This is a genomic window from Candidatus Kuenenia stuttgartiensis (genome assembly GCF_900232105.1).
GTDB classification, from domain to species: Bacteria; Planctomycetota; Brocadiia; order Brocadiales; family Brocadiaceae; genus Kuenenia; species Kuenenia stuttgartiensis_A.
In genome coordinates, this window is record NZ_LT934425.1 from 161,390 (window position 1) to 187,425 (window position 26,036).

23 protein-coding genes, 3 tRNA genes and 1 other RNA gene are annotated in these 26,036 nt (G+C 41.8%); 15 read left to right on the forward strand and 12 right to left on the reverse strand.

Features of this window, described 5'->3' with window-relative positions; translation table 11 throughout:
- Window positions 1–4 precede the first annotated feature (4 nt).
- The 10 genes from KSMBR1_RS21730 to KSMBR1_RS22985 all read left to right on the forward strand — a co-directional run bounded on the left by KSMBR1_RS21730 (window position 5) and on the right by KSMBR1_RS22985 (window position 8,866).
- Window positions 5–1,510: a S26 family signal peptidase gene (locus tag KSMBR1_RS21730; protein ID WP_157775608.1), complete on the forward strand. Its 1,506-nt coding sequence runs from the start codon at window positions 5–7 to the stop codon at window positions 1,508–1,510.
- A gap of 2 nt (window positions 1,511–1,512) precedes the next feature.
- Complete coding sequence (gene lptB / locus KSMBR1_RS00840) at window positions 1,513–2,331, forward strand: LPS export ABC transporter ATP-binding protein (RefSeq protein ID WP_099323628.1); 819 nt, start codon at window positions 1,513–1,515, stop codon at window positions 2,329–2,331.
- Window positions 2,332–2,420: 89 nt separating this feature from the next.
- Entirely contained in the window at window positions 2,421–3,167 is a 747-nt protein-coding gene (locus KSMBR1_RS00845) for a LysM peptidoglycan-binding domain-containing protein (RefSeq protein ID WP_099323629.1), read from the forward strand.
- A 16-nt stretch (window positions 3,168–3,183) separates the two neighbouring features.
- Entirely contained in the window at window positions 3,184–3,402 is a 219-nt protein-coding gene (locus KSMBR1_RS00850) for an FmdB family zinc ribbon protein (RefSeq protein WP_099323630.1), read from the forward strand.
- Between the two features lie 381 nt (window positions 3,403–3,783).
- Window positions 3,784–4,269: an HIT family protein gene (locus tag KSMBR1_RS00855; RefSeq protein WP_099323631.1), complete on the forward strand. Its 486-nt coding sequence runs from the start codon at window positions 3,784–3,786 to the stop codon at window positions 4,267–4,269.
- A 1-nt stretch (window position 4,270) separates the two neighbouring features.
- Window positions 4,271–4,951, forward strand: coding sequence for a 2-C-methyl-D-erythritol 4-phosphate cytidylyltransferase (ispD, locus tag KSMBR1_RS00860; protein WP_099323632.1), 681 nt, complete (start codon window positions 4,271–4,273; stop codon window positions 4,949–4,951).
- Between the two features lie 51 nt (window positions 4,952–5,002).
- Window positions 5,003–5,677, forward strand: a complete 675-nt coding sequence (locus KSMBR1_RS00865; RefSeq protein ID WP_099323633.1) for a hemerythrin domain-containing protein — start codon at window positions 5,003–5,005, stop codon at window positions 5,675–5,677.
- Window positions 5,678–5,876: 199 nt separating this feature from the next.
- Window positions 5,877–6,563, forward strand: coding sequence for a 3-keto-alpha-glucoside-1,2-lyase-like domain-containing protein (locus KSMBR1_RS00870; protein WP_157775610.1), 687 nt, complete (start codon window positions 5,877–5,879; stop codon window positions 6,561–6,563).
- A 103-nt stretch (window positions 6,564–6,666) separates the two neighbouring features.
- On the forward strand, window positions 6,667–8,100 hold the full coding sequence (gene lysS, locus KSMBR1_RS00875) for a lysine--tRNA ligase (protein WP_099323635.1): 1,434 nt from the start codon (window positions 6,667–6,669) through the stop codon (window positions 8,098–8,100).
- Window positions 8,101–8,527: 427 nt separating this feature from the next.
- Window positions 8,528–8,866, forward strand: a complete 339-nt coding sequence (locus KSMBR1_RS22985; protein ID WP_419470381.1) for a transposase family protein — start codon at window positions 8,528–8,530, stop codon at window positions 8,864–8,866.
- On the opposite strand, the gene KSMBR1_RS20565 is transcribed toward KSMBR1_RS22985, so the two are convergent.
- The gene (locus KSMBR1_RS20565; protein WP_157775612.1) at window positions 8,860–9,063 is read right to left on the reverse strand and encodes a hypothetical protein; all 204 of its coding nucleotides are present in this window, start codon (window positions 9,061–9,063) and stop codon (window positions 8,860–8,862) included. The genes KSMBR1_RS22985 and KSMBR1_RS20565 overlap by 7 nt on opposite strands.
- 257 nt (window positions 9,064–9,320) lie before the next feature.
- Here KSMBR1_RS20565 and KSMBR1_RS00890 point away from each other — a divergent pair, with 257 nt between their 5' ends.
- The 3 genes from KSMBR1_RS00890 to KSMBR1_RS00900 all read left to right on the forward strand — a co-directional run bounded on the left by KSMBR1_RS00890 (window position 9,321) and on the right by KSMBR1_RS00900 (window position 14,951).
- Entirely contained in the window at window positions 9,321–10,424 is a 1,104-nt protein-coding gene (locus KSMBR1_RS00890) for an IS4-like element ISCku3 family transposase (protein ID WP_099323638.1), read from the forward strand.
- A 448-nt stretch (window positions 10,425–10,872) separates the two neighbouring features.
- Window positions 10,873–11,715, forward strand: coding sequence for an ISL3 family transposase (locus tag KSMBR1_RS00895; RefSeq protein WP_099323639.1), 843 nt, complete (start codon window positions 10,873–10,875; stop codon window positions 11,713–11,715).
- 1,079 nt (window positions 11,716–12,794) lie between these two features.
- A complete protein-coding gene (locus tag KSMBR1_RS00900) occupies window positions 12,795–14,951 on the forward strand; it encodes a Tex family protein (protein WP_099323640.1) in 2,157 nt (718 codons plus the stop codon).
- A 9-nt stretch (window positions 14,952–14,960) separates the two neighbouring features.
- On the opposite strand, the gene KSMBR1_RS00905 is transcribed toward KSMBR1_RS00900, so the two are convergent.
- The 11 genes from KSMBR1_RS00905 to KSMBR1_RS00955 form a co-directional block, all read right to left on the reverse strand.
- Window positions 14,961–16,544 (reverse strand): N-acyl-D-amino-acid deacylase family protein, encoded by a 1,584-nt coding sequence (locus KSMBR1_RS00905; RefSeq protein WP_099323641.1) that lies wholly within the window; start codon window positions 16,542–16,544, stop codon window positions 14,961–14,963.
- Between the two features lie 51 nt (window positions 16,545–16,595).
- Window positions 16,596–16,790, reverse strand: a complete 195-nt coding sequence (locus tag KSMBR1_RS20570) for a hypothetical protein (RefSeq protein WP_157775615.1) — start codon at window positions 16,788–16,790, stop codon at window positions 16,596–16,598.
- 216 nt (window positions 16,791–17,006) lie between these two features.
- The gene (rpoN, locus tag KSMBR1_RS00910; protein ID WP_164994896.1) at window positions 17,007–18,458 is read right to left on the reverse strand and encodes an RNA polymerase factor sigma-54; all 1,452 of its coding nucleotides are present in this window, start codon (window positions 18,456–18,458) and stop codon (window positions 17,007–17,009) included.
- A 76-nt stretch (window positions 18,459–18,534) separates the two neighbouring features.
- Window positions 18,535–19,140 (reverse strand): recombination mediator RecR, encoded by a 606-nt coding sequence (gene recR, locus KSMBR1_RS00915; RefSeq protein ID WP_099326932.1) that lies wholly within the window; start codon window positions 19,138–19,140, stop codon window positions 18,535–18,537.
- Between the two features lie 31 nt (window positions 19,141–19,171).
- On the reverse strand, window positions 19,172–19,519 hold the full coding sequence (locus KSMBR1_RS00920) for a YbaB/EbfC family nucleoid-associated protein (RefSeq protein ID WP_099323643.1): 348 nt from the start codon (window positions 19,517–19,519) through the stop codon (window positions 19,172–19,174).
- Window positions 19,520–19,529: 10 nt separating this feature from the next.
- A complete protein-coding gene (gene dnaX / locus KSMBR1_RS00925; RefSeq protein ID WP_099323644.1) occupies window positions 19,530–21,203 on the reverse strand; it encodes a DNA polymerase III subunit gamma/tau in 1,674 nt (557 codons plus the stop codon).
- Between the two features lie 309 nt (window positions 21,204–21,512).
- An RNA gene (gene ffs / locus KSMBR1_RS00930) (signal recognition particle sRNA large type) lies at window positions 21,513–21,778 on the reverse strand.
- A gap of 15 nt (window positions 21,779–21,793) precedes the next feature.
- Window positions 21,794–21,886 (reverse strand) — tRNA-Ser (locus tag KSMBR1_RS00935).
- A gap of 102 nt (window positions 21,887–21,988) precedes the next feature.
- A tRNA-Ser gene (locus tag KSMBR1_RS00940) sits at window positions 21,989–22,078 on the reverse strand.
- A gap of 390 nt (window positions 22,079–22,468) precedes the next feature.
- Window positions 22,469–22,966, reverse strand: coding sequence for a tRNA adenosine(34) deaminase TadA (gene tadA, locus KSMBR1_RS00950; RefSeq protein WP_230405770.1), 498 nt, complete (start codon window positions 22,964–22,966; stop codon window positions 22,469–22,471).
- Window positions 22,967–23,271: 305 nt separating this feature from the next.
- Window positions 23,272–23,345 (reverse strand) — tRNA-Arg (locus KSMBR1_RS00955).
- Window positions 23,346–23,759: 414 nt separating this feature from the next.
- Here KSMBR1_RS00955 and KSMBR1_RS00960 point away from each other — a divergent pair.
- Together KSMBR1_RS00960 and KSMBR1_RS00965 are read left to right on the forward strand one after the other, a co-directional pair.
- Window positions 23,760–23,945 (forward strand): hypothetical protein, encoded by a 186-nt coding sequence (locus KSMBR1_RS00960; RefSeq protein WP_099323646.1) that lies wholly within the window; start codon window positions 23,760–23,762, stop codon window positions 23,943–23,945.
- Window positions 23,946–24,008: 63 nt separating this feature from the next.
- Entirely contained in the window at window positions 24,009–25,565 is a 1,557-nt protein-coding gene (locus tag KSMBR1_RS00965; RefSeq protein ID WP_099323647.1) for a hypothetical protein, read from the forward strand.
- Window positions 25,566–26,036 lie beyond the last annotated feature (471 nt).

Here is a 26,036-nt window from a genome sequence, read left to right on the forward strand (position 1 = left end):
GTTTGTGTTCAAAAATAAGGAAAACACTAAAAAGACAGATTTGCCGGATAAAAAGAAAAAGCGTAAACATAAGTTACGCGAAAATATAGAATCAATAGCCATAGCGGTGGCATTGGCATTCGCTATCCGTTATTTTGTCGTAGAAGCATTTAAAATTCCAACAGGATCGATGGCGCCTACTCTGTTGGGTGTGCATAAGGACGTCAGTTGCCCTAACTGTAACTGGAGTTTCTATGCCGACCGCCAAAGCGAGACCGCTACCTGCCCCAATTGCCAATTTGAAATAAATACCTCTCTTTACTGCACTGCATGCAATGGCAAGATCCGATACAACTGGCCCCCCTGGCTATGGAGAAAAGGCACATGCCCCGCTTGCCAAACAAAAATAGCATGGAAGGATTTGTCAAACCGGGTCACGCATGGCGGTAACAGAATACTGGTAAATAAATTCTGGTATACATTTACCAAACCGAAACGCTGGGACGTCATGGTCTTTGTCTATCCGTTCTATGATATAAAATGTAAAAACTGTTCGGTTCTGATACCTGATGTAAAATGGCGTGACAGTTTATCCTGTCCGCGGTGTGGTTCTACAAAATTTTCAAAAAAGAAGAAGAATTATATTAAACGGCTGATTGGATTGCCGGGTGAAAAGCTGCAGATCGTAAATGGTGATATTTATATAAACGACAAAATACAAAGAAAACCTGAAAAAGCACAGAATGCGTTATGGATGCCTGTTTATAACGGTAATTACACCATACATGAAGAAGTGGTTCCTACCTGGATAATAGACAATGAATTTTGGAATGTCACTGAGAAATCACTGTCATTGAATAATCTGAATAAAGATAATTCCGGGACGTCGCTGGTTACTTTTGGGCAACAAATATCCGATCAGAACGGTTACAATAACCGTTCCGGAGAAAATGAAGTGGGAGACATCAAAATAAGCCTTAACGTTACTCCGGCAAAAGGGTCGCATCGATTGGAATTTGTTCTTGAAAAAAATGAAGAGGTCTTTTCCGCCAGTATTCCCATCGAAGATATCGCAAACAAGTGTACTCTTTCGAGATCAAATAATGTTGTAGTGGAAAAAGATTTTCATTTAACCGTCAACCAGACACATAAGATAGAATTTTCCAATGTAGATCATATCGTATCGCTTAAAGTAAATGACGTTAATGTATTTTCATTCGACTATTATAACGGGAGTATCCCCGCGTTCCGCCCATTTGACTCAAGCAAGGTGCGTTTTGGCGGGACGAACGCAAAGGTGAAGTATGACAATATTCAAATATATCACGACATTTATTATACACGCCTTTCGGACGATACCTATGGCACTTCCCAGCCAATTCAATTGAAGGAAAAAGATTATTTTGTATTAGGGGATAACAGCAGAAACAGTAACGATAGCCGCGTGTGGAAGTTTGTTCCAGAAAAGAATGTTATAGGGAAGGCATTTTTTGTATTCTGGCCATTAGAAAACATCAACTTTATTAAATAGATATGAACTTACTCCGAACAGAAGGGCTAACAAAATCTTTCGGTAAACGCACTGTTGTAAACAATGTCAGTTTCGAAATAAACAGAGGCGAGATAGTCGGATTGCTTGGCCAAAACGGGGCAGGGAAAAGCACCTCTTTCAATATGGTTATTGGAATTATTCGCCCAGATAGCGGAAGGGTAATATTTCAAGGCGAAGACGTTACCCATATGCCTATATATTTACGGGCGCGTAAAGGCATGGGATATTTATGCCAGGAACCGTCTGTTTTCCAGCGTTTAACGGTGGAAGAAAATATTCTGGCGATCCTGGAAACCCACAGATACAATTCTCATGAAAAATACAAATTACTTGTCGATTTGCTTACCGAATTCAATTTGAAATCGCTTTCAAAACATAAGGCATTTACCCTTTCCGGCGGAGAAAGAAGGCGTCTTGAAATTGCGCGGGCGCTTGCAAGCTCTCCTTCCATGATTTTGCTGGACGAACCCTTCACCGGCGTGGATCCTATTGCGGTAAATGAGGTGCAGGAAATCGTTTTAAAACTCCGAGATAAGGGCATCGGCATTCTTATTACCGACCACAATGTCCGGGAGGCGCTGAGCATTACCTCTCATTCATATATTATCAGCGAAGGCGAGGTTGTCGCAAAAGGCACAACACAGGAAATATTAAATAATCCGGTCGCACGCCAGTCTTATCTCGGTGATAATTTCCCGAACAGTGAACATCGGTTAGCCGATTTCGATTATCAGCACAGGAAAACATCAACAAATAAAAAGAAAAAACCCATTGTTCGAAAAGACGCCATTATAAAATAGTGTCTTAAGCAGTAGGCAATTCTACAGTCTACAATCTACAGTCGGCAATCGGTAGTTAATGAAGGACTAAGGATGAAAGACCACTTAATATGAATAGCATAAAAAGTTATTTACGTAACGTTTATATCATCTTTCTCTCAGCCGTGTCTGCATTGTTTTTTCTGGGTGGGTGCGCCACTCAAAAAGAAAAAACGGAAATTCCATTGCTTAAAGAAAAGCCGGTAGCTTCTGAAGAACCACAAAAGGCGATGACTACCTATACGATTATGAAAGGGGATACATTGTGGCGTATTTCAAAAAATTACGGTGTGTCGGTCGAGTCAATTGTGGCGGCAAATCAAATAAAAGATATACGGGATTTAAAGATAGGACAGAAAATTACTATTCCTTCGAACAATGTTTCCTATACATATAGCAACCCAACAGTAAGCGCAATGCCGTCTCAAAACCGGGTAGTTTCTTCAAAAGGTTTTATCTGGCCCGTAAAAGGGGATATCGTATCGCATTTTAATCAAACAAGAAACGGCAAAAAGTTTATGGGTATAAGTATACAACCCCATTCAAGACAAGAAATCGTTGCGGCAAAAAAAGGAACGGTAGAAGCAGTTTCCGGTTCGGACAATAATTTTTATGTGGTCGTAATCAAACATGATGGGGAAGTAAGAACTTTATACGGCGTCCATTGCATACCAATTGTCAGCGAGGGAAACTATATTGAACAAGGGCAGACAATTGCCACTTTTGATCCCCTCACAAAGGAAAGCAGCACAAAAGAAATTCACTTTAAAATATATGTAAAAGATAAACCTGTTAACCCTGTCTCTTATTTACCTTAATAATGGAGAAAGCAGTATGCCCGTATATGAATTTAAATGCAATAAATGCAACATAACATTTGAGGAATATTTTAAAAGCACCTCTGAACAAAAAATGCTATTCTGCCCTTCCTGCCGAAGCGAACACGTTGAAAAAATATTTTCCGTTTTTGGAGCCTCAGGAACAGGCAACGGCAATCCTGCCCCCGCAGGAAACAAGGCGGGCGGCGGTTGTGGTTGTTGTGCAATGGGCTAATGAGCCTTTTCCGGCGCTTCGCCACTGCATCTGTTGATAATGTTAATGTAGAGACGCATTGCATGCGTCTCTTTGTTTTGTAAACATTTTCATTACGCATAGCAGTTTCCAGACGCATACAATGCGTCTCTGCAAAATATCGAAAATTCCTAAACTGGCAGCACCGGAACCAAACAAGCACGAGATAAGAAATACGAAATACGAAAAAGGAACCACAGATTGCACAGATTAAAAAATTAATCACAAACTTAACAATGACTAATTCAGAACATATTTCAGATTTCACAATTAAATATTTTGCAAAAAAACACGCACTGACGAATGGAAGTGTGCAAAGAAATTACTGATAAGGTAAATGTTAAAATAAAGGATTTTTGAATTATGAAAAATATATGGGCGCCATGGCGTGTGACGTATATTAAGAACGCGTCTGAAAAAGAGGCATGTTTTTTATGCGAAGCGTACAACGGCAGTTCGGAAGAAGAAAAACATATCGTATGCCGCGGCGAGCAATGTTTTTGCATTCTGAATAAATATCCCTATAACAGCGGACACCTTATGGTTGTCCCAAACAGGCATGTGGCAGATATCACCGAACTTGCCGATAGTGAATTATTGGAGATAATGAAGATGGCGGGCAAGATGCAAAAACACCTTTCATCGCTTATGAAACCCGATGGTTTTAATATAGGCATTAACCTGGGAAAATCAGCCGGCGCGGGGTTGCCAGGCCATATACATTTGCATATAGTACCAAGATGGAACGGCGATACGAATTTTATGCCGGTCTTTTCAGACGTAAAGATCATATCTCAGTCATTGGAATATATTGCTGCGGAACTTAAAAAAAGCATTTCGGGTGGGTAAAGTGAAAGTATCGGGCATCCTGGTTGGCGCCGGACTTGGGTTACGTATGGGAGGGGATGTAAAAAAACCTTTCATTCAGATCAACGATAAACCGGTATTCCTTCATACAATAGACCGGTTTTCACAATGCAGCCTGATTAGCGAAATTGTTCTGATTGTCGGAGAACCGGAGATAAATGTTGTTCTGGATACGTGGCGGGATTCGCTGAATGCATACAATATAAAAAAAATCGTTCCGGGAGGAAAAAGAAGACAGGACAGCGTGTTTAACGGTTTGTGCAATGTCGATGCGGATACGGAAATAGTGCTTATCCATGATCTGGTACGGCCGCTTGTAAAAAAAGAACATATAGAAGCGGTGGTTTACAAGACAAGGGAATATAAAGCTGCAATCCTCGCCGCGCCAATGAAAGCAACAGTAAAAGAAGTAAATGATGATTTATCAATAAAGAAGACTATTCCCAGAAACAAGCTATGGATGGCCCAGACCCCCCAGGGGTTTGAGAAAACGTTGATTATTAACGTATTTCGTCAATTTCAGCACACCGGTAGAGAATTTACCGATGACGCACAAATGGTGGAGGAGGCCGGCCACCCCGTATATATTGTTCCCGGTTCTGATGAAAATATAAAAATCACTACCCCTGATGATATACGTATTGCAAAGGCATTGTTAAAATAGGCTGTGTTTATCCAACGGCATTCATTTTTACTTTTTCAAAAATCTAAATACATGAAAAAATATTGTCTCCTCTGTATCATTATTCTTTGCCTGCCAGTTTTTTCCTGCGCCAACAAGGAACGCATAACCTCTGATAGTTTTAAAAACTATGAAGGGTCTCATGCGTTTACCACGGAATTGCTGAGAACTGATTTTGCGCTGCAGAAAAGGGTTTTAATAACCCTTGAGAAGGCAATAATGCTCATGGAAGACAATGTTGATTCCGTCAGCAAAGAAACATTTGAAAAGAGTATAGAGGTTATAAGTTATTTTTTTGATATTTGCCATATTGAAAAAGAAAACGAAATACTTTTTCCATTTGTCAAAAATATACAAGGCGGTATGGAAAAGAAAGATTTTCTGGGGCGGCTATTAATGGAACATATATCGGCGAGAGACCGGAAAAGGGCTTTATCAGATGCAGTGAAAGGAATATCTTTAGGCAAAAAGGCGAGAAAGACTATCAAAAAAGCTGGTTACAGGTATATCAAATATGTAAAAAAGCACCTCCAAACAGAGGAAAAGGCTCTTTTCCCATGGATAGATACACTACTATCTCACGATGACCAGTTAGCACTGATAGAACGGTTAAATGCGGTTGAAGAGAAATATATCAGTAACGGACTGCATGAAAAATATTTCATAATGGTGGAGACCCTTGAAAAACAATTAGGGATATTACCATGAATACGATTTTAGGATTTTAAATCGTAAATCTCCGCGGGTTAAGGTTGCAAACCTGAGCCCGCCGGGAGTTGATGGACAGTAGTATGTAGTACGACGAGGTTCGTCGCACTACAAATGACAATTTCCCATGTTCGTTTATGTAGGTTTTACTTTTCTCTTGTTTATTTTTTTTTTACTTTTTTAACATATGGAGTTTGTTATGGAAAAATACGCACTAATTATTTTTGTTTGTATGAATTTTTTAATAACCAGCGGCGCTTTTGCACAGCAGGGACAAAAGGTGACTGTAGCCGAAATATTGGGAGAAAGGAAAGAGTATTATTTTGACAACGACGAGTTATCCAACACGCCTAAGGGATTTTTTGAAGCCCTTACCGGCAACGGCAAAAAGGGACAATGGAGGGTGCTGAAAGTGCAGCACTCACCTTCTTCAGACAATGTAGTTGTACAGACAAAAACGGATAAGACTGCTAAGCGTTTCCCTTTGCTGATGGTAGAGTATATCGATTATAAAGACGCCATGGCATATGTAAAATTTCGCGCTGAAGGTGGAGAGATAGACCAGGCGGCAGGACTGGTCTTCAGGTATAAGGATAATCAAAACTATTATGTGTTAAGCGCCAATGCATTGAAAAACAATGTGCATTTATATAAAGTGTCAAATGGACAGCAAAAATTGCTCGGAGAAAAAAATATGCCCGTATCCTCAAACGAGTGGCATTTGTTAAAAGTTGTTTATGACGGGAAAAAGATACGCTGTTTTTTTGAAAATGCAATGGTAATTGAAGTTTTAGACGATACGTTTTCTTCCGGCGGCATAGGGCTTTGGACAAAATCCGATTCGTATGTATTGTTTGACGACCTCGTAATACAAGAAAATTCCTGACCCAACTACACAGAAAGATTAACGCAGTTCCGCACTCTGAAATTGAGTCGATTGATGAAGATATTTCAATATGAATATTTGTTGCCAAAGGATGTAAATAGTAATGGAAAAATATGAACAGGAACGTTTTACAAAGCTGCAGAAATTGAGGGATAAAGGCGTCGATCCGTTTGGCGGACGATACGACAACGTACAATCAATACAAACGATCCTTGAGGGTTTCGCGCCTGACCGTGATGATATTAAGGCTAAGGCTGCCGGCCGCATCATGACGATGCGGCCACACGGGAAAACGGTATTTTTGGATATACGTGACCGTACGGGCAAAATACAGGTGTATATAAAGCGCGATAAAGTAGGAGAAGATACATTCGAAATCTCCCATTTACTCGACCTTGGTGATATTTTAGGCGTAGAAGGCACTCTTTTCAAAACGAGAACGGGAGAAATTACGATCTTTGCGGACAATATCACCCTCTTATCAAAATCACTGCTTAACCCCCCTGAAAAATGGCACGGGCTGAAAGATATTGAACTCAGACACAGACAGCGGTATGTTGATTTGTTTACAAATCAGGATGTTATGCAAACATTTTTAAAACGCATACAGATTATCAATCACATACGCGCATTTTTGAATGAGAGGGATTTTGTGGAAGTGGAAACACCCATGATGCAACCAATACCCGGCGGAGCGGTGGCAAGGCCCTTTATTACCCACCATAATGCCCTGGATATTGATTTGTATTTAAGAATCGCACCTGAACTGTATTTGAAAAGACTGCTGGTGGGCGGCATGGAAAGGGTATATGAAATTAACCGCAATTTCAGAAATGAAGGCATTTCCACACGCCACAACCCTGAATTCACAATGATGGAATTATACCAGGCATACAGTGACTATAACGGCATGATGGAATTGACGGAAGAGCTGATCACCTCGCTGGCAATGAAAATACAGGGGAAATATGAACTCTCCTTCGGCGAAATAACGGTCAATATGACGCCCCCATGGCGACGCGCTACTTTCTGTGAACTTCTGAAAGAACACAGCGGCATATCATACGACGATGAAGAAGGGTTAATAAGAAAATCAAAGGAATCAGGCTTAGAGACAAACGGTATCAGCAGGGACAACATCGCCAATACCCTTTTTGAGGAACTGGTTGAAAAAACGCTGGTAAACCCCACCTTTGTGCTGGATTATCCCACTTCAATCTGCCCTTTGACAAAAACGTGTGCGCACGACCCTCGTTTTGCCCAAAGGTTTGAATTGTACATCGCATCTATGGAAGTGGCAAATTCCTATTCGGAACTTAATGATTCGATAGAACAGGACAGAAGACTTCATGAACAAATTGGCACAGAAACAGATATTACCGGAAAGATTGATGAAGATTTTTTAACCGCCCTTAAATACGGAATGCCACCGGCAGGCGGTCTTGGGATAGGCATCGACAGGCTTATTATGCTGCTCACCAATAACGTTTCCATCAGAGAAGTTATCTTGTTTCCGCTGCTAAAACCGAAGCAATAGAGAAGTACGAGGTACAGCTTGTCCTTGCGAGCATCTCCGCTTGTCATTGCGAGGGCCTTTTCCGAAGCAATCTTTTTTATAATGCCAGATTCAATCAAGGTAATTGTAATGGATAAATTATACTCCGTTTACATAATGACGAATAAAAATAATAAAAGGTCTTCTCCCTACTGAGTGAGTAAAAATGAGCGAAAAAAGTCTTGCGACCCGCAATTAGAGGGAGTTTTCAGCTTGTTTTAGCGTCTAAAAATGTGATATAAAATCGCATGAGAAAAAAACGATCACTTTATGATGCATATCAGTTTTGTAGTTTTAAACCACAACACAAGGTATCAGGCGTTTTTGGCGACTCCAATGCCATGGTAATAAAGCTTACCCGACAGGGAAAAAAACCGTCTGCGGTAACTGCGGTAAAGTATACCGAACCATCTATGACCGCAAGAATAGGCGAGTGCGTGATCTTTCCAGCGGCAACAGGCGTGTATACCTTGAACTTGAGATTCGTCGGGTTTTCTGTATTTGCTGCAACAAGGCGAAGCAAGAGAAGCTGAAGTTCCTTGCGGATAATCCTTTCTACACCAAGCGCTTTGCCTTCTATGTCGGCAAGAGATGCAGTACCCAGGCGATTAAATACGCTGCCGCAGAATTGCACCTGGACTGGAAAACTGTCAAGGAACTCGAAAAGCAGTACATGCGGGAGAAACTCCGCCGTGCCGGGAATCCAGGTGGGTGCATTCACGATTTTTTGCAAAAAAACAATCAGTAGGGGTTAACAGTAACGTAGAGACAGGTTTCAAACCTGTCTTTTACCAGGAGCATTTCCGATTTTTTGTAACCGTTTGTGTGATTGGGGCAAAACAACGCTGCAAGGGATGTGGCAAGCCTGTCCCCCGCTGGCGGGGGATTAAGGGGGTGGAATTGTCTGCGGAGGAAATCTGGGCGGTTTATAACATGAATAGCCATAAATTTTTCTTCTCATTCCTACGTTCTGCGGGAATGCATGTCACGAAACAGGATAAAATTGTCCATTTGACCAGTCTGCGGAGCGTGGGAAAGAGGGTCAAATTTGTTTTAATAATAAAGGGGTAGTTGAATCGATGGAGAAATCCAGTCCACCCCCTGCACCCCATAAGCGCTAACTTGTTTTATTGACAAATTTTATTCATCATGGTATTTTTATGTTAATTATCCCGCTAATCACTCTATAGGAGGATAAAGCCATGATGAGAGAAGATTGGGATCTTCTAAGAACTTTCTTCCCAAACGATTGGAAAAGTTTAGCCGTTGATACAAATGCTTTAAAAGGCTTGCGCAAGGATAAATCTGAAGAAAAGCTTCTTCGAACATTATTAATTCATTTAGGATGTGGCTATTCATTGCGTGAAACAGTAGTTCGAGCCAAGCGTGCTAACTTAGCAGATTTATCCGATGTTGCCTTATTAAAGCGATTAAAAAAGAGCAAAGAATGGCTATATAAATTATGTTTATCTTTATTCCGTGAGCGTGGCCTCCAAATTAATAAACGGAATAATTTTCATCTTCGCTTATTTGATGCAACAACAGTAAAGGAACCTGGGAAAACAGGAAGTCTTTGGCGCATTCATTATAGTATTGAGGTTCCTTCATTATCTTGCGATTTCTTTAAACTTACGGGAACTGAAGGAGAAGGCACAGGAGAATCTTTTCGGCAGTTTCCGATGAAAAAAGATGATTATATTATAGCTGACAGAGGTTACTGTACTGGCCAAGGAATTCATCATGCAACAAGGAAAGGCGCTTATCTTAGCGTTAGAGTTAATTCGCAATCTCTACGGATATTCGGCGAAGAAAAGAAACCCTTTCCTTTATTGAAAGAAATCCAATATTTAAAAAGACCCCTTGCTATAAAATCATGGAACGTTTTTATTCCAAACGTTGATAATACTGAATATGTCAAAGGTCGTCTTTGTATAATACACAAAACAGAAGAAGCCATTAAAATAGCTCATAAAAAACTTAAAAGACATGCAAGCAAAAAGGGCATTGAACTAAAACCGGAGACCCTTATTTATGCCAAGTACGTAATAGTATTCACAACGTTTCCTGAAAATCAATTTACCGCTTTTGATATCTTAGAATGGTATCGAGTTCGATGGCAAATTGAACTGGTCTTTAAAAGATTTAAACAAATAGCACAATTTGGACACTTACCTAAATACGATGATGATAGCTCAAAAGCTTGGCTTTATGGCAAACTATTCGTTGCTCTTTTGACAGAAAAACTAATAGATTTTGCTACGTCTTTTTCCCCCTGGGGATACTTCATTGTCAAGCAAGAAGACTAAAAGCAAATGGCGTGAATTTGCTTTTATGCCTAATCAAGTAAAACGGGCTATAGAACCAGCGTTATCATTACAGGAAGTTCTTAAGTGCTGGAATGACATTGCTTGTTCTTTAGCAGAAAATACAAGAATCCGAAAAACACAGATATCAAAATACTTCGAGCATACCTAAAACAAGTTAGCGCTTATGCCCCTGCACCCCCGCCAGCGGGGGACATAGTTTGAACAACAGGCGCATTCCCGATTTTTGGTTAACTAATTGTACATTGTAACACAAGCATCCTGCTTGTGGCATTTTACCCTCAAACAGGAAACTTGTGTTACTATTCCTTTCCCTCTCCCCGCTAATGGCATTTTTACAAAAAATCGGGAATGCTCCCCTTTTACCGCTTGAAAATGACAGAAACAACCCTGACAGGGTTCCAAACCCTGTCAGGGTTAATCAAACAAGATGTTTGCGATACAATACCTGTCAACCAACAGGCATGTGCGAATATTTACAAAAAATCGGGAATGCACCCTGAACAATCCTGGTCCAAAGGTAATCGGTATTGATGAAATTTCTATTCGTAAAGGTCACCGTTACCGTATCATAGTAAGCGACCTTGAGAGGAAGCGGGTGATTTGGTTTGGCGGCAAAGACCGTTCAGAAGATAGCATGAATCTATTCTGTGAAGAACTGGGGCTTCAAAAAATCAGGGAAATACGGCTTGCAGTTATGGACATGTGGAAGGCTTTTGAAAACTCCATCCGCCATCATGCACCGCAAGCTGCCACACTCTACGATAAGTCTCATGTCATGAAGCATCTGCACGAGGAATTAGACAAAGTGAGAAAGAGCGAATATGCCAGACTGACTGGCAAAGACCGTAAGTTTATTAAAGGCCAGAAATACACGCGGCTCTCCCATCGTGAGAATCTCACGACTGACGGGAGAAAAGCATTAAAGATACTTCTGACTGCCAACAGGCGGCTGAACACTGCCTATATCATCAAAGAGACATTCGGGCAGTTATGGAGCTATACGTCAGAGGCCTGGGCCAGAAAGTTTTTTGATAACTGGAAGACCTCGATAAAGTGGCAACGGCTTAAACCATATGAGAAGTTTGCAGAACTGGTCGAACGCCACTGGGATGGCATTGCCGCCTTCTGCAAACCAGAGAATAAGGTTTCGCTCGGATTTGTCGAAGGTCTGAATAACAAAATCAGGGTAATTCAACGTCGGGCTTATAGCCTACGAGATGAAGAATATCTCCTGCTCAAAATCTTGACCTGCATGCTCCCTGATATCTAATTCAATACAAAAATGGCTCATTTTTACCCACTCGATAGGGAGAAGACCCAGTATAATCATTCATTAAAAAATTTAAATTTAGAGAGCTTCGCATCATATATTTTTTGTAGTGCGACGATGTTAGTCGCATTGCTTTAAATCAGGCGGAGTTTTAAAAGACGAAAATCCAACGGCATTTATTTTTTCATACAGGAATTTCCGCATGGCAGTAATCGTATCAAAGGAGACAGGAGGAAACTCCCGCCACCTCGGGAAATATATTTATACCATACCAACTGATGTTATGTAAGTGGGTAAACAATTTTGGCAGGTCATTTTCTGCGTATATTTCAAACAGGCGGAGCTATTACTATTTGCGGGTTAAGGTTTGCAACCCAATGTCATTAAGTTAAGCAACCTGCCAGAAAAGTCCCCCTTAAAAAAGGGGGATAAAGGGGGTTGTTTTTAATCAAATATCCTTAACTTAATTATATTGGTTTGCAACATGAACCAAACGTTTTATACTTTCAAGATCTGTCTTCTATTGGCAGAACAACTGACAAATAAATTCCAGATTCAAAACAGGGATTTTGTGGTTTGGGCATTAGAATTTTACCGCAGTACATGGCCCCATTATCCGCATAAACTTATGGGTTCAGGTTACAAACCAATGTCATTAAGTTAAGAATTATTGTAACACTTTGGTTTAAAAAAAACGTATTACCGATAAGCTCCGTAGGAGCAACCTGTTTGTAGTAGATAGGATACCATAACAGATATTAGCTCCGTCAGGAGCGGCCTGTCTTCCTGTCAATCATATACAGGCCGCTCCTGACGGAGCTATTTACCTGTTGAATTTTATTGCGCTACAAACAGACCGCCCCTAAAGGGGCTACATTGTTTTTTAGGCTCTTCAGGCAGGTTGCTTAACTTAATGACATTGGGTTACAAGCCCGAACCAGCCGGGAGTGTGTAAAACACCCCTAAACCTGGCAAGGGGGATGATTCGTTAAATCGTTTCAACCACTTAACCACTTCACCATTTGACTATTCGACTATTTGACCACTTAACTATTCCATAAAGCAAAAAGGAAGAAACAATGGATTTGGATACAAACACAAACAAAACGGCGCAGGAACTTTCTCTTTCTGCAAAGCAGGTAAGCGCAGTAATAGCCCTTTTGGATGAGGGGAATACGGTGCCTTTTATTGCGAGGTACCGGAAAGAAATGACCGGTAGCCTGGATGAGGTGGCGATATTGGCAATAAGAGACAGGATAACCCAATTGCGTGAACTGGATAAACGAAGAGAAACTATTTTAAATTCATTGACAAAGCAGGAAAAACGCACACCTGAATTAGAAAAGGCGGTGAAAGAAGCAGAAACCCTAACGGCGCTTGAGGATATTTATCTGCCTTACAAGCCAAAGAGGAAAACGAGAGCAACTGCCGCAAGGGAAAAAGGGCTGGAACCATTCGCGAAACTGATTTTTGAACAGAAAGAGTTTGATGTGCGTGCCGAAGCTGCCAGTTATATTGATGCGGAGAAGGGGGTAACGACAGAAGAAGAAGCATTGCAGGGAGCCAGAGACATCATTGCCGAATGGGTCAATGAGGATGCGGATACCCGAAAGGCAATGAGGGAACTGTTCCTTAAGGAAGGTATTCTTACCTCAGAAGTGATAAAAGGAAAAGAAGAGGATGCGCAAAAATATAAGGATTATTTTGAGTGGAAGGAACCTGTCGCTTCCGTTCCTTCACACAGGATGCTTGCCATGCGCAGGGGAGAAAAAGAGCAGTTTCTCTTGCTGAGCATAGCGCCCCCGCAAGAGATGGCAATCGATCTTTTAAAACGCAAATACCTTGTTTCGAAAAACGAGATATCGGCACAGGTAGAACTAGCCCTAACGGATGCGTACAAAAGGTTGCTGAGCCTCAGCATGGAAACCGAGATACGGCTGAACGCCAAGAAGGAAGCAGATGAAGAGGCGATACAGGTGTTTGCAAAAAATCTCAGACAATTATTACTGGCATCCCCGCTGGGACAGAAAAACATCCTCGCCATAGACCCCGGTTTCCGCACCGGATGCAAGGTGGTATGTCTGGATAGACAGGGCAAGCTGCTCCATAATGAAACAATCTTTCCGCATGAGCCGCAAAAGAAGATTGCTGAATCGGCTTCAGCGCTGCAAAACCTTTGCAAAAAATTTGCGATTGAAGCAATCGCGATAGGAAACGGCACGGCGGGTAGAGAAACGGAACGTTTTGTAAAAGGCATAGATTTGCCCGGCGGTATTATTACCGTGATGGTAAATGAAAGCGGGGCGTCCATATATTCTGCCAGCGATATTGCCAGGGAGGAATTCCCTGATTATGATATAACCGTTCGCGGTGCGGTATCCATTGGCAGAAGGCTGTCTGACCCCTTGTCAGAATTGGTAAAAATAGAGCCCAAATCCATTGGTGTGGGACAGTATCAGCACGATGTTGACCAAACGGCTCTCCGGCAGTCACTCGATGATGTAGTGATGAGCTGCGTGAATTCTGTGGGTGTGGAACTGAATACGGCAAGCAGTGAATTGCTTTCATATGTTTCCGGACTCGGACAGCAACTGGCAAAAAAGATTGTTGAATACAGAAACGAACATGGACCCTTCCGTAGCAGGAGGGAACTGGTTGAAGTGCCGAGGCTAGGTGATAAGGCGTTTGAACAGGCGGCAGGGTTCCTGAGGATAAGGAACGGCGAAAATCTTCTGGACGCCAGCGCAGTGCATCCGGAAAGTTATTATATTGTTGAAAAAATGGCGGAAAATTTGAATTGCGGCGTAGAAGATCTCATGAAAAACCCTGCGCTTCGCAACAAAATCGACCTGAAGAAATACGTGACTGAAGAAACAGGTCTGCCAACGCTCAATGATATTCTCAGTGAGTTGGATAAACCAGGACGTGACCCAAGGGAAAAGTTCGAGGCTTTTTCTTTTCAGGATGACATTAATGCAGTAGAAGATCTGGAAACAGGGATGACATTACCGGGGATTGTCACAAATATTACCAATTTTGGGGCATTTGTAGATATAGGGGTTCATCAGGACGGGCTGGTGCACATCAGCAATATGGCGGATAAATATGTTAAAAACCCTGCAGACGTTGTCAGCGTTCATCAAAAAGTAATGGTGACAGTAATCGAGGTGGATATTGGAAGAAAGCGGATCTCGCTTTCAATGAAGAGTGACCCGTTCGGGAAAGAAAGAAAATAATGGGGATTGTCACGATGTTTTCCGCAAAATTTTACCGTTTTTAATGCCGGAGTGTTTACCCTTCTGCACGGTAACGTTTCCATTTACAATTACATATTCAACTCCAACCGAATATTGATGAGGGTTTGCAAAGGTACTCTTGTCAGTAATTGTTTCCGGATTAAAGATTGTTATGTCGGCAAAATATCCTTCTTTTATGAAACCCCGCCGGTCTAATCCCACCTTTTGAGCCGGGATACCCGTCATTTTCCAGATCGCCTCTTCTATCGAAAAAAGCTTTTTTTCTCTGTAAAATGTCCCCAATACCCTGGAAAACGTCCCATAACTTCGCGGATGAGGGTTGCCATCAGCAAGTACACCCTCGCCGGAGCGGGTGGAACTATCGGAACCCACGCATACAAAATCCCAACTCAATATGCTTTCCAGATTTTTTTCAGACATATTAAACAAAAAAATATCCACCCTGGTATCCTCTTCTATCAGAAGATCTAACACCTCCTCCAGCGGAGGCTTCTTCTGTATCGCAGCAATTTCTGCAATAGATTTCCCCACCATCCACCTGTTTTTCTGAGTAGAAACAGATGAAATCACTATATCTGACCAAAATGGAGACTCATCAGTTTTTGACATCTCTCCAGCAATGCGCTTTCTTACCGCACGGTCTCTTAATCTTTGTATTTGATCTTCTGTGCCTCCATCGTATACCCAGGCAGGCAAAATGACATCGAGGTCCGTCGCTGCTGCTGTATAGGGATAGCGATCACAGGTAACATTCACCCCTTCGTTTATTGCATACGCTATCAATGCCTTTACCTTCTCCAATTTGTGCCAATTTTCCTGTCCCATTGTCTTAATATGCGATATCTGCACATTAACGCCGGTCTCTTCCGCCACCTTTATCGCTTCAGCAATGGCATTTTCCAGGTCATCGCCTTCATTTCGTATATGGGTGGCATAGAGTCCGCCATATTCTTTCACTCTATTGCACATTGTTACCAGTTCATCAAATTCCGCATAACAGCCCGGCGGATAGACCAGGCCGCTGGACATGCCAAAAGCGCCGGCTTTCATAGCTTCTTCCAGGTACTTGCACATTACCGATAATTCATCCTTAGTGGCAGCCCTGCCATCATATCCTAAAGCACACGCTCTGATATTCCCATGGCCCACAAGAAAAGCCCTGTTGACGGAACTATTTATCCCTTCCGCAACATCAAAAAACCCTTGGGCAGAACGCCATGAGGGAACGATGCCGTATTTTGACAATCCTTGCCTGCGCCGTTCCAATAATTTTCCCCGCAACGGAAAAGCAGACAACCCACAATTGCCACAAACCTCCGTAGTGACGCCGTCCAGTATTTTGCTTTCACTTTCCCGGCACGCAAGCCACAGAAAATCGCTATGAGAGTGAATGTCAATGAATCCCGGAGCAACGATCATCCCCTCTGCATCAATTCGTGTGCAGGTATTACAGGAAATATGATCATCTATTACTTCAATCTTATTTCCCTTTATACCAACGTCCATTTTTTTACCAGGCATTCCGGTACCGTCTATCAATAAACCTTTTTCTATTATCAAATCAAGATCCATTTTTCGTGTTATCTCTTTTCGTTCTATTCTGTAAACAAGGGGAAAGGGATTTTATTCTTCCACTAATGAGGATGGTTTATCCAGCCCCAGTACTGTATCTACATCTTTGTGGAGTGAATCGAGGTCTGTCTTGATGGTGTCGATGTGCCTTTTGCAGTGTGTGGATGAGCAACCGGTAAAATAAGGAAGAGCTGCTATTAAAAAGACTGGCAGAAAGAAGTGTTCTTTAAAAGAATTTCGTTTCATGGTTAAATGTCCAAAAAATAAGTGTTCTTTTTATAAATGTTTCATCCGGCAAAGAAAATCGGCAATCTACAGTCGGCAAATTGCAGACAGTGGATTGTAGAAATTATTATAAGAACCTCAACTTATCGAGAAGTTACATTTTCCTGTAGGCAGTGCCTACCCGGCGCGGGTTCAGGTTTGTAACCTGAACCAAACGTTTTATACTTTCAATCCAGCCTAATATGCTTTTCGCTGTCTTGACGAGGGTATTTTCAGAATACGGCGGTATTTGGTGACCGTTCTCCTGGCTATGTCTACCCCTGAGGCGCCTAATTTATCTGCAACCTCTTCATCGCTCAATGGGTTTGATTTATCTTCTTTTGCAATAATTTCAATAAGTTTCTGCCGGATAGATTCCCATGATTCCATATTACCGTCGGCATTCTGAAAACCTCCTGTGAAGAAAAATTTCATTTCAAAAACGCCCTGCGGGGTTTGGATATATTTATGGGCAATTGCACGGCTCACCGTTGAAACATGGACGCCAACAATATCGGCAACGTCCTGCATCTTCAATGTTCGCAGGCGGTGAACTCCTTCATCTAAAAAGCCCTTTTGCATGCTTACAATTTTGCATGCTACTTTATATAATGTACTCCTCCGTTGCTCTATGGCATCAACCAGCCATTTAGCAGATTCAATCTTCTTCTGTATATACTGGCGCGTTGAACTATCAATATTGCTTTCACTCAAGGATTTTCTATAAAAGGAGCTAATATGCAAATGTGGTATATTAGCATTATCAATCAAAAACACCTCATATTCCCCGTCAATTTGTTCTACCTTCACTTCAGGGACCACATACGGAATTGTTTCATCGTTAAATACGGAACCGGGTTTTGGGTTTAGTGTACGAATAAATTCTACCTGTTTTTTTATAGTTTCAAGGCTATATCCTGTTTTCTTTGCTATGGCAGGATATTTTCTTGATTCGATTTCTAATAAATAATTTTGCAGAAGATCCTTTGTTATGTGGTAATTCGGGTCACGATTGTCTAACTGTAACAGTAAACATTCCTGTAAATTTCTCGCACCGATACCAGGCGGTTCCAATGTCTGTACAATTTCTAACGCCTTTTCAGCATCCGCCAAAGAAACAGGTTTTTCAAAAGATGAAACTATTTCTTCTAACGAACCTGATAAATACCCGGAGGTATCAACAGAATAAATAATGTTCTCACATGCTTCATAAAGATGTTCAGGAACTTCCATAAGCGATAACTGCCCCAGCAGGTAATCATGAAGCGACATTGGTTTGGTGGCAGTATTTTCCAATGCCTCTTGTTTCTGATCGCGTTCATCAGAAAGGGCACTCTTCCGGATTGTCGTCTTCGAATAATATTCATTCCAATCTTCCGCCATCTCATTATGCCGGTCAACCTCTGCCTTTTTGGCGTCATCCCATTCGGTTTGAGCAGCATTTTCTCCGGCAATTGAGCTGTCTTCTGAGACAGGGCTATCTTCTTTAGGTTGTTCAACCACCTCCTCAAGAACCGGGTTATCCAGCAGCTCTTGCTGTATGCGCTCTGCCAGGGCCAATAACGGAAGCTGGAGTATTTCTATAGACTGAATTATCTGGGGAGACAACTTCATCTTTTGCTGGAGTTGCGGCAATAAAGAAGACTGCATTTTCATTAAAAATCACCTTCCCAAAAATTAACTATAAATAACTGGTGTTGTGTTTCAGTAAAAAACATACGTTAAATTAGTTCCTCATCTCATTCCTATCACTGACCGCATCGGCTACAATAGCGGTATTTGCATATTCAAGATAACTGCCCGTCGGCAACCCGCGGGCAATCCTCGTCACTTTAACGCCAAATGATTGTAATTGTTTATGTATATATACGGCGGTTATATCCCCTTCCATATTCAAATTAGTGGCAAGTATCACCTCTTTAACGCTGCCGTCTTTTACTCTTTGCAAAAGTCTGCCAATAGTGAGTAAGTCGGGGTCAATACCCTCAAGGGGGGAAATATGTCCCTGGAGTATATGATAATGACCATTATATTTGCCAGTTTTTTCAATGGTTAGTAAATCTGCGAACTGTTCAACAACGCAAATAATTGAACTATCCCTGCGTAAATTACTACAAATATGGCATGGGCTATTTTCTGAGACGTTAAAGCAAACAGTACAGATTTTCATATATTTCTTTACATCGCGAATAGCATACGCCAGCTTCATAGCATCGTCAACCGGCTGTTTTAAAACATAACAGGCTAACCGTTCTGCGGTCTTCTGCCCAATCCCTGGCATTTTCCCAAACTCACTAATAAGGTTATTCACTGTTTGCGGATAAGTATTCAAAGTACATACCTCTTTAAGATCAATGAACGAATCATCCTCCAAACATTCCTTGCATGCCTGGAATATTTAGCCCACCGGTAAATTTTCCCATCTCGGATTGATATAATTCCTGAGATTTTTTCAACGCCTGGGAAACGGCGGAAAGGATAAGATCTTCCAGCATCTGAACATCTTCCGGGTCTACCACTTCCGGGTCAATTTTTATAGAAAGGATTTCCTGCTTCCCATTCATGTGTACCGTAATCATACCGCCGCCGGAGGTAGCCTCTATTACACGTTCTTTCAAATCCCTCTGTGCATCCTCCATCTGCTTTTGCATTTTTTGCGCCTGCTTCTGCATCTGTTTCATCATTTCTGTCATATTGCCAAAACCCTTCATGTCACCCCCCCTATCGGTTAACTTTAATAACACGACCGTCAAATAATTCTAACGTTTTTTTTACTGCCGGTTCTGAAAACACCGTATCGTTTATTTGCTGTGCACCACCATTGTCCAAACTTTGGCTCTGTCTGTTCTCTTCCGGCTCTTCTTTTTCAGATAGTACAAGCTTCAGTTCCATAAACCCCGGCACCACTTCTTTCGCACAATTTTCGATAAGTTTTTTTTCTTCCGGTTGCTCCAACCTTTCTTTCTGAAAAAGAAATTTTCTGGGAAATGCAACTACCAATACTCCAGCATCGCTGCTTACCAGCCGGCCTTCCTTGAAAAACGCCCAGGTAGATTTTTTCTTTTTCTGAATGCTTTTAAGGATATCCCCCCATACCTCGTTTTTTTCCATTGCGATACCTGGAGTTATTTTTTCTTCTTTTGCAGGAGGTATCACGTCGCCTTCTTCTATTGATTTTTCCGACACTGTCTGCCGGGCAAACGATTCTGCGGGAAGGAGAATAGCACTACCTCTCTTGCCAGGGATATTGTCAACTTGCTCCAGTTTTTCCTCTAATGTCGTTATGCGTTCAATAAGACCAGACAATGCGTCGATAGATTCCATCCGGCACAGTTTTATAATGGCCATTTCCGCAGAAATCCGCTGCAGCAAAGAATCCGTTGAACGTATCCTCATCACGGAAAGCATTTGAATCATATACATCAGTGTATCGCCGGAAAATGATTTTTCAAAGCGCTGAATAAAAGACTCGTCATACTCCGCCCATACTGCTTCCTGGCCGCAGGACGAAAACACCAAAAGATCTCTTAACCGCAGAAGCAACTGATCAATAAACTCCGCCGGAGTCTTTCCCTCATTCAGAATATCATCCACAATTCTCAGCGCACCTGAAGTATCTTTGTTCACAAAACACTCAAACATACTATAAATCTTATCATCATCAATATACCCCAGCACATAATTTACATCCGCCGAAGTTACGTTGTCATCGCAGAAAGAAAAGAGTTGATCAAGCACAGATTGTGAATCCCTTAATCCTCCCTTTGCATATTTTGCAATCGTATGGAGTGCAGCAGACTCTATTTGTTTCCCTTCCGTTTTGCATATTTCCAAAAGGTGTTTTTCAATATCATTAACGGAAATATTCTTAAAGTCAAACCGTTGGCACCGTGATTGAACTGTTTCAGGAAGACGGTTTGCCGCAGTTGTCGCAAATATAAACTTAACATGAGCTGGTGGTTCTTCGAGGGTTTTAAGAAGGGCATTAAATGCTTCACGGGTAAGCATGTGTACTTCATCAATAATATAAATTCTATACCGCGCTCTCGATGGGGCAAATCCTACATTTTGGCGTATATTTCTTATCTCATCAATTCCACGGTTTGAGGCGCCATCAATTTCCAGAACGTCTATGTCGCTTCCTTCGGAAATGCTCTGGCAGATATCGCATACGTTGCAGGGGGTGTCAGTAGGACCATTAACACAATTTAACGCCTTTGACAGTATACGCGCCGTGGAGGTCTTGCCTACGCCCCTCGGACCAGCAAACAGATAAGCATGGGCTACCCTGTCTGTACGTATTGCATTTCCAAGGGTTTTTACTATAGGCGCTTGCCCTACTATGTCGCTAAAGGTTTGAGGTCGGTATCTACGGGCTAATACTACATAAGACATTTAAAAATCACCTACATTCCTTTTCAACCATAGAGTTTTTTAACACACTTAAGTAACTTCTCAATAAGTTGCGGAAATGAAGCCATACGTTGGTAGTGGGTAGTGATAGTTGATAGCCACAATTGGTAGTAAAAAATTTAAAAACAGGGAAATCTTTAAATTTTTTACCAGAATAATTCTACAACTATCAACTACCAATTGAGAAGTTACAACCGTTACTTCTACTTCAAAATTGGTGTAAGCAATTTATGCTTTTATATTATCAGAATCTATCGATAAAAACCACCACATAAAAGGTTTTATAAACGGCCGTGCACTTTTTTCGTGCCCCCTTCTGTTAGTTTACCAATGCAGTTAGCTCAGGCCAGACTAACTCACGGCACATGAGGACAAGTGTTTATGGCTGCTTGCTTCCGCATCTGACCAGATTCGCATCGTCTCCCATTGCATGAGATCCAACCTTCATCACCACTTACATTGACAAAGATAACAGTCGTGAGCCCTCAGAAAAGCGATCAATCCTGCTATAGCGGGTTGCAGGTTACAGGGTACCGCTAGCTCCCCATCTAGCACGGCCAATTTTTCAATGATGGCGGAGAGGGCGGGAGTCGAACCCGCGATACCGTTTTAAGCGGTATACGCGCTTTCCAAGCGCGCTCATTCGGCCACTCTGACACCTCTCCATCTTTAATCTTCCAGTGCTATTCATTTAAAAAATAAACGATTATTTCAGTCACCCTTCATCACTACTTGCAATAAAACGTTACCACATTTTCCGTTTTTGATGGCGGAGAGGGTGGGATTCGAACCCACGTTCCGCAATCGCGGAAAACGGTTTTCGAGACCGTCCCGTTCAACCGCTCCGGCACCTCTCCGGCTTTTCACTATAAAAAAACTGTAACTATTGAAAAAATCAAATGTAGAAACGCATTGCATGCGCCTCTGCAGAAATATTGAAATTCCTAAACTGGTATATCCAGAACCAAGCAAGAAAGAAATAAATAAATACGAAATTCGAAGTACGAAACAAATCCGAATAACAAAGCATAAAATTCAAAACAAATTCAAAACATACAACAATGTGAAGCGCGAAATACGAGAGACAAAAAAGGCTTTTGTTTAGAATTTCAAATCATTTTGTCATTAGAATTTGTTTCGGATTTCGGATTTTACAGTTACCGGATTTCACCATTAAATATTTTGCCAAAAAGCACGCACTGACGAATGGAAGTGTGCAAAGAAATTATTGCTAAGGTACTAAACATTTACTTAATGCGGCAATTCTCTAAAAAAAATCTCTTTAATATATCCCTGCATTCATCAGCAAGGATATCGGGTATTACTTCCAAACGGTGATTCAACTTAGTATTTTGGACAAGATTCATGACAGACACGCAAGCGCCCGCTTTTTTATCAACAGCCCCATACACAAGCTTATCAATCCTTGACTGCACCAAGGCACCGGCACACATTACGCAGGGTTCCAGAGTTACATAGATAGTAGACCCGGTTAGTCGCCAATTTTGCAAATACTCCGCCCCTTGGGTTATCGCTATCATTTCCGCATGGGCTGTCGGGTCTTTAAGCATTTCCCTTTGGTTATGCGCACGGGCAATAATCCGGTTATCATATACAATTACGGCGCCTACCGGAACTTCATTAATATCCGCAGCCTTTTCCGCTTCTTTAATCGCTTGCCGCATAAAATACTCATGATTACTGCTTGCGCTTTCCATACCCATTGCCTTATTTAATACTATCATATTATCCTTGTAAAAACGCTTTTGTAGGAGGAGGCACGTTACAACATGCCCTTACAATGTCCGTCGTGTTCTCTGTGTGTTTCGTAATTAAAATCTTTTTGGTTGCGGCTATGCTGCGTTGTGAGATAGGTATAAAATCTCAATCTTGGTATTGTTAAGAAAATAATATATATCCGCGCTCTTTAATTTATGAATCAATTCCGATGCCGTTCATCTATGATAAAACACCTCAGCTTATTTGGTATGCATTTTATGGGGCAAAACACAAACGGGTATAGAAAAGACTATCGCTCGTTAAGTAAAAACGCGCCCAGGAGGACTTGAACCTCCAACCTCCGGATTCGTAGTCCGTGACTCTATCCAATTGAGCTATGGGCGCAAAATCTTAAAGGCTTAAAAAAACTGCAACAATATCGTTTGCGATATTTACAGCATTTACATCAAAATCGTGAGTGTTTTGAGCCAAATGGCTGTAAGTTTTATATTCGAATGTTTTGTCAAGTTTGTCGTATTTAGTAAATAACGTATGGTTTGGAAATTTTATAAGAAACGTTCGTTTTAGTCAAGAAGCATTTCAACAAGCTTGAAAGTCAAAAGGGAGCTATTTACCGTTGGAAAAGCAATAGTAGAGATACTGTAGAATTAGAAAAGATTTTATAATCCTACATTTTTAGAAGTACGATTTTTTAAATCTAAAATCTAGAATCGTAAATTCAAAAAGGAGGTTTTGCAGGCAGCAATAAACGTTGAAAATCAGGCAGAACAATGATAGGATTCTAAACAGGAGACTAAAATGCCAATAACCAAAGAACTCAGTAATATCAGAAAGTTAGAAGCGGTCGGATTCCCGCACGAACAAGCCGAGGTGCTTACGGACATAATAGAGGAATCCCACGTTGACGGACAGCAGAGTTTAAAAGACTTTATCAGCAGAATGCCTAGCGCGGCCTTTGGCCGCAACCAAAAAGGTGATTTTTAGTTTATTATAAAGTATAGTAGTATCCTCGTAAATAGTAATCAGACAATTTGGAGGACACTACTTATGAATAAGTTGATGGAATTATATCGAGACAGGATCGTGGGTGCAATAAGCGGTCTGGACAGGATTCGTTTTCGCGGGACATTGCGGTGGTTGGCCAGTGAGCGTGGGATGGGAACATTCATGAACCAAGCGAGAATTCTGCTTAAGGATTTTTCCGGTTGGGTCAATGGGCTTACGGCACAGGTGCGAGACAGTTGTGAATCGCGGGCGAAAGATTTGGGTATCGAGGTGCGGTATTTGATGAGCAGCGGTGTTGATAAGGAGAAGTTGGCTCGCCAGATCGCGGCGGATAAGAGGATTACGGAAGGTTCCATCTGCCTGTTGAGTGTGGTAGAGCCTTGTATTGCGCCGATGGTCAAGGGCAACAAGGCCAGCAAGAAGCTCGAGTTGGTAATGGCGCCCCGCAAGTGTGTCTTTGTGTATCATTATTTTAACGATCCAGTGTTTGGTTTTGGTCATGTTCGTATCCAGAGTTGGGCGCCGTTTAATATTTTCATTTGTCTCAATGGTCGTCATTGGCTGGAGCGGCAACTTCAGAAGCAAGGTATTGATTATGTTAAGGACGGCAACTGTTTTGTGCGTATAGAGGATATTGCGGCTGCGCAGGTTCTGCTCCATGAGCAGCTTAAGACTGACTGGGCGAAGCTGCTGAACGGGCTTGCGTTGGGCAGTTGCCCGGCATTGTCGCAGATTCTTCGTCCGTTGGAACCGGAGTATTACTGGTCTGCGGATGAGACGGAGTGGGCGACGGACATCATGTTTAAATCGGTTGAGGCATTGGAGGAGTTGTTTCCATCGTTTGTTCATCATGCGATGCGGGTTTGCGACAGTTCTTCGGTGATGAAGTATTTGGGTAGGCGTAACCTTGCAGGCGCTGCCCCTGATGAGGTTATCAGCGACTATCGAAGACGCTATGAAGGTATACGGGTCAAGCACAGTGTGAATTATAATTCAGTGAAGATGTATAACAAGAGCGGTAGTCTCTTGCGTATTGAGACAACGATCAATAATACGCGGGACTTTAAGGTCTTTCGGAGTCCCAATGATGATGAAGGCAAACCGGCGTCATGGCAGAAGATGCGTAAGGGCGTAAGCGATCTTCATCGACGGTGTGAGGTGAGCCAACAATGCAATGATCGTTATGGGGATGCTTTGGCGGCGGCTCAGGTAGAGGAGAAACTGAAAGAAGTGGTGAGCAGCGCTTGTAACAAGGTTGTCAAAGAGGGCAAGAGGTATCGAGGTTTGAATCCCTGGCAGCAGGATGATTACCAGATGCTGATGTTCCTGTCCAAAGGCGAAAACGCGATAAATGGATTCCGCAACCATGATTTGCGTAAGTGGCTTTACCGGGAATCCGAACAATCCGGCAAGGATCAGCAAAAGAAATATTCCGGACGAACGACCCGACGGATAAAGATGCTGCGGGCACACGGTCTAATCCGCAAAGTTCCGAGGGCCAACCGCTATGTTTTGACGGAGAAAGGCCAGAAGTTCTCTTGTTCACTGATGACCGCTTCAGCCCTTGATATTAAAGCACTTACGGAAATGGCGGCATGAAAAACACGCATAAAAAACAAGAAATTGATGGATAGTAGTACGAAGACACAAACAGGCAATTCGACGAGATTAATAAAAGATTCGACGGCGTTAATAAACAATTCGATGAGTTTCGCAAAGAAATGCACACAGAAATGACTACTTTGGAATGGCGCATAAAAGCCTCACACTCCGATCTTCTAATGAAAATATTCGCTATCGTCGCAGGCTGCACGAGCATTGCAGTTGCAGTCGCAAAGATATTTTAATATCTCTCCCATTGTGTTATAAACTTCGAAAATCAGGCAGAACAATGATAATATTCTAAAACTAAAGGGATTTGTCCACAACGAAAACATCTACCTAGCGTGAGTTTATCACGAAATAAGGTGTAAGACAAAGACATCAAGTTGCAATCCAATGATTTGTATCGGGTTGCGACTTTTTTTGTCTAAAAAATTATGTATACACTGAATAATACTATATTTATAT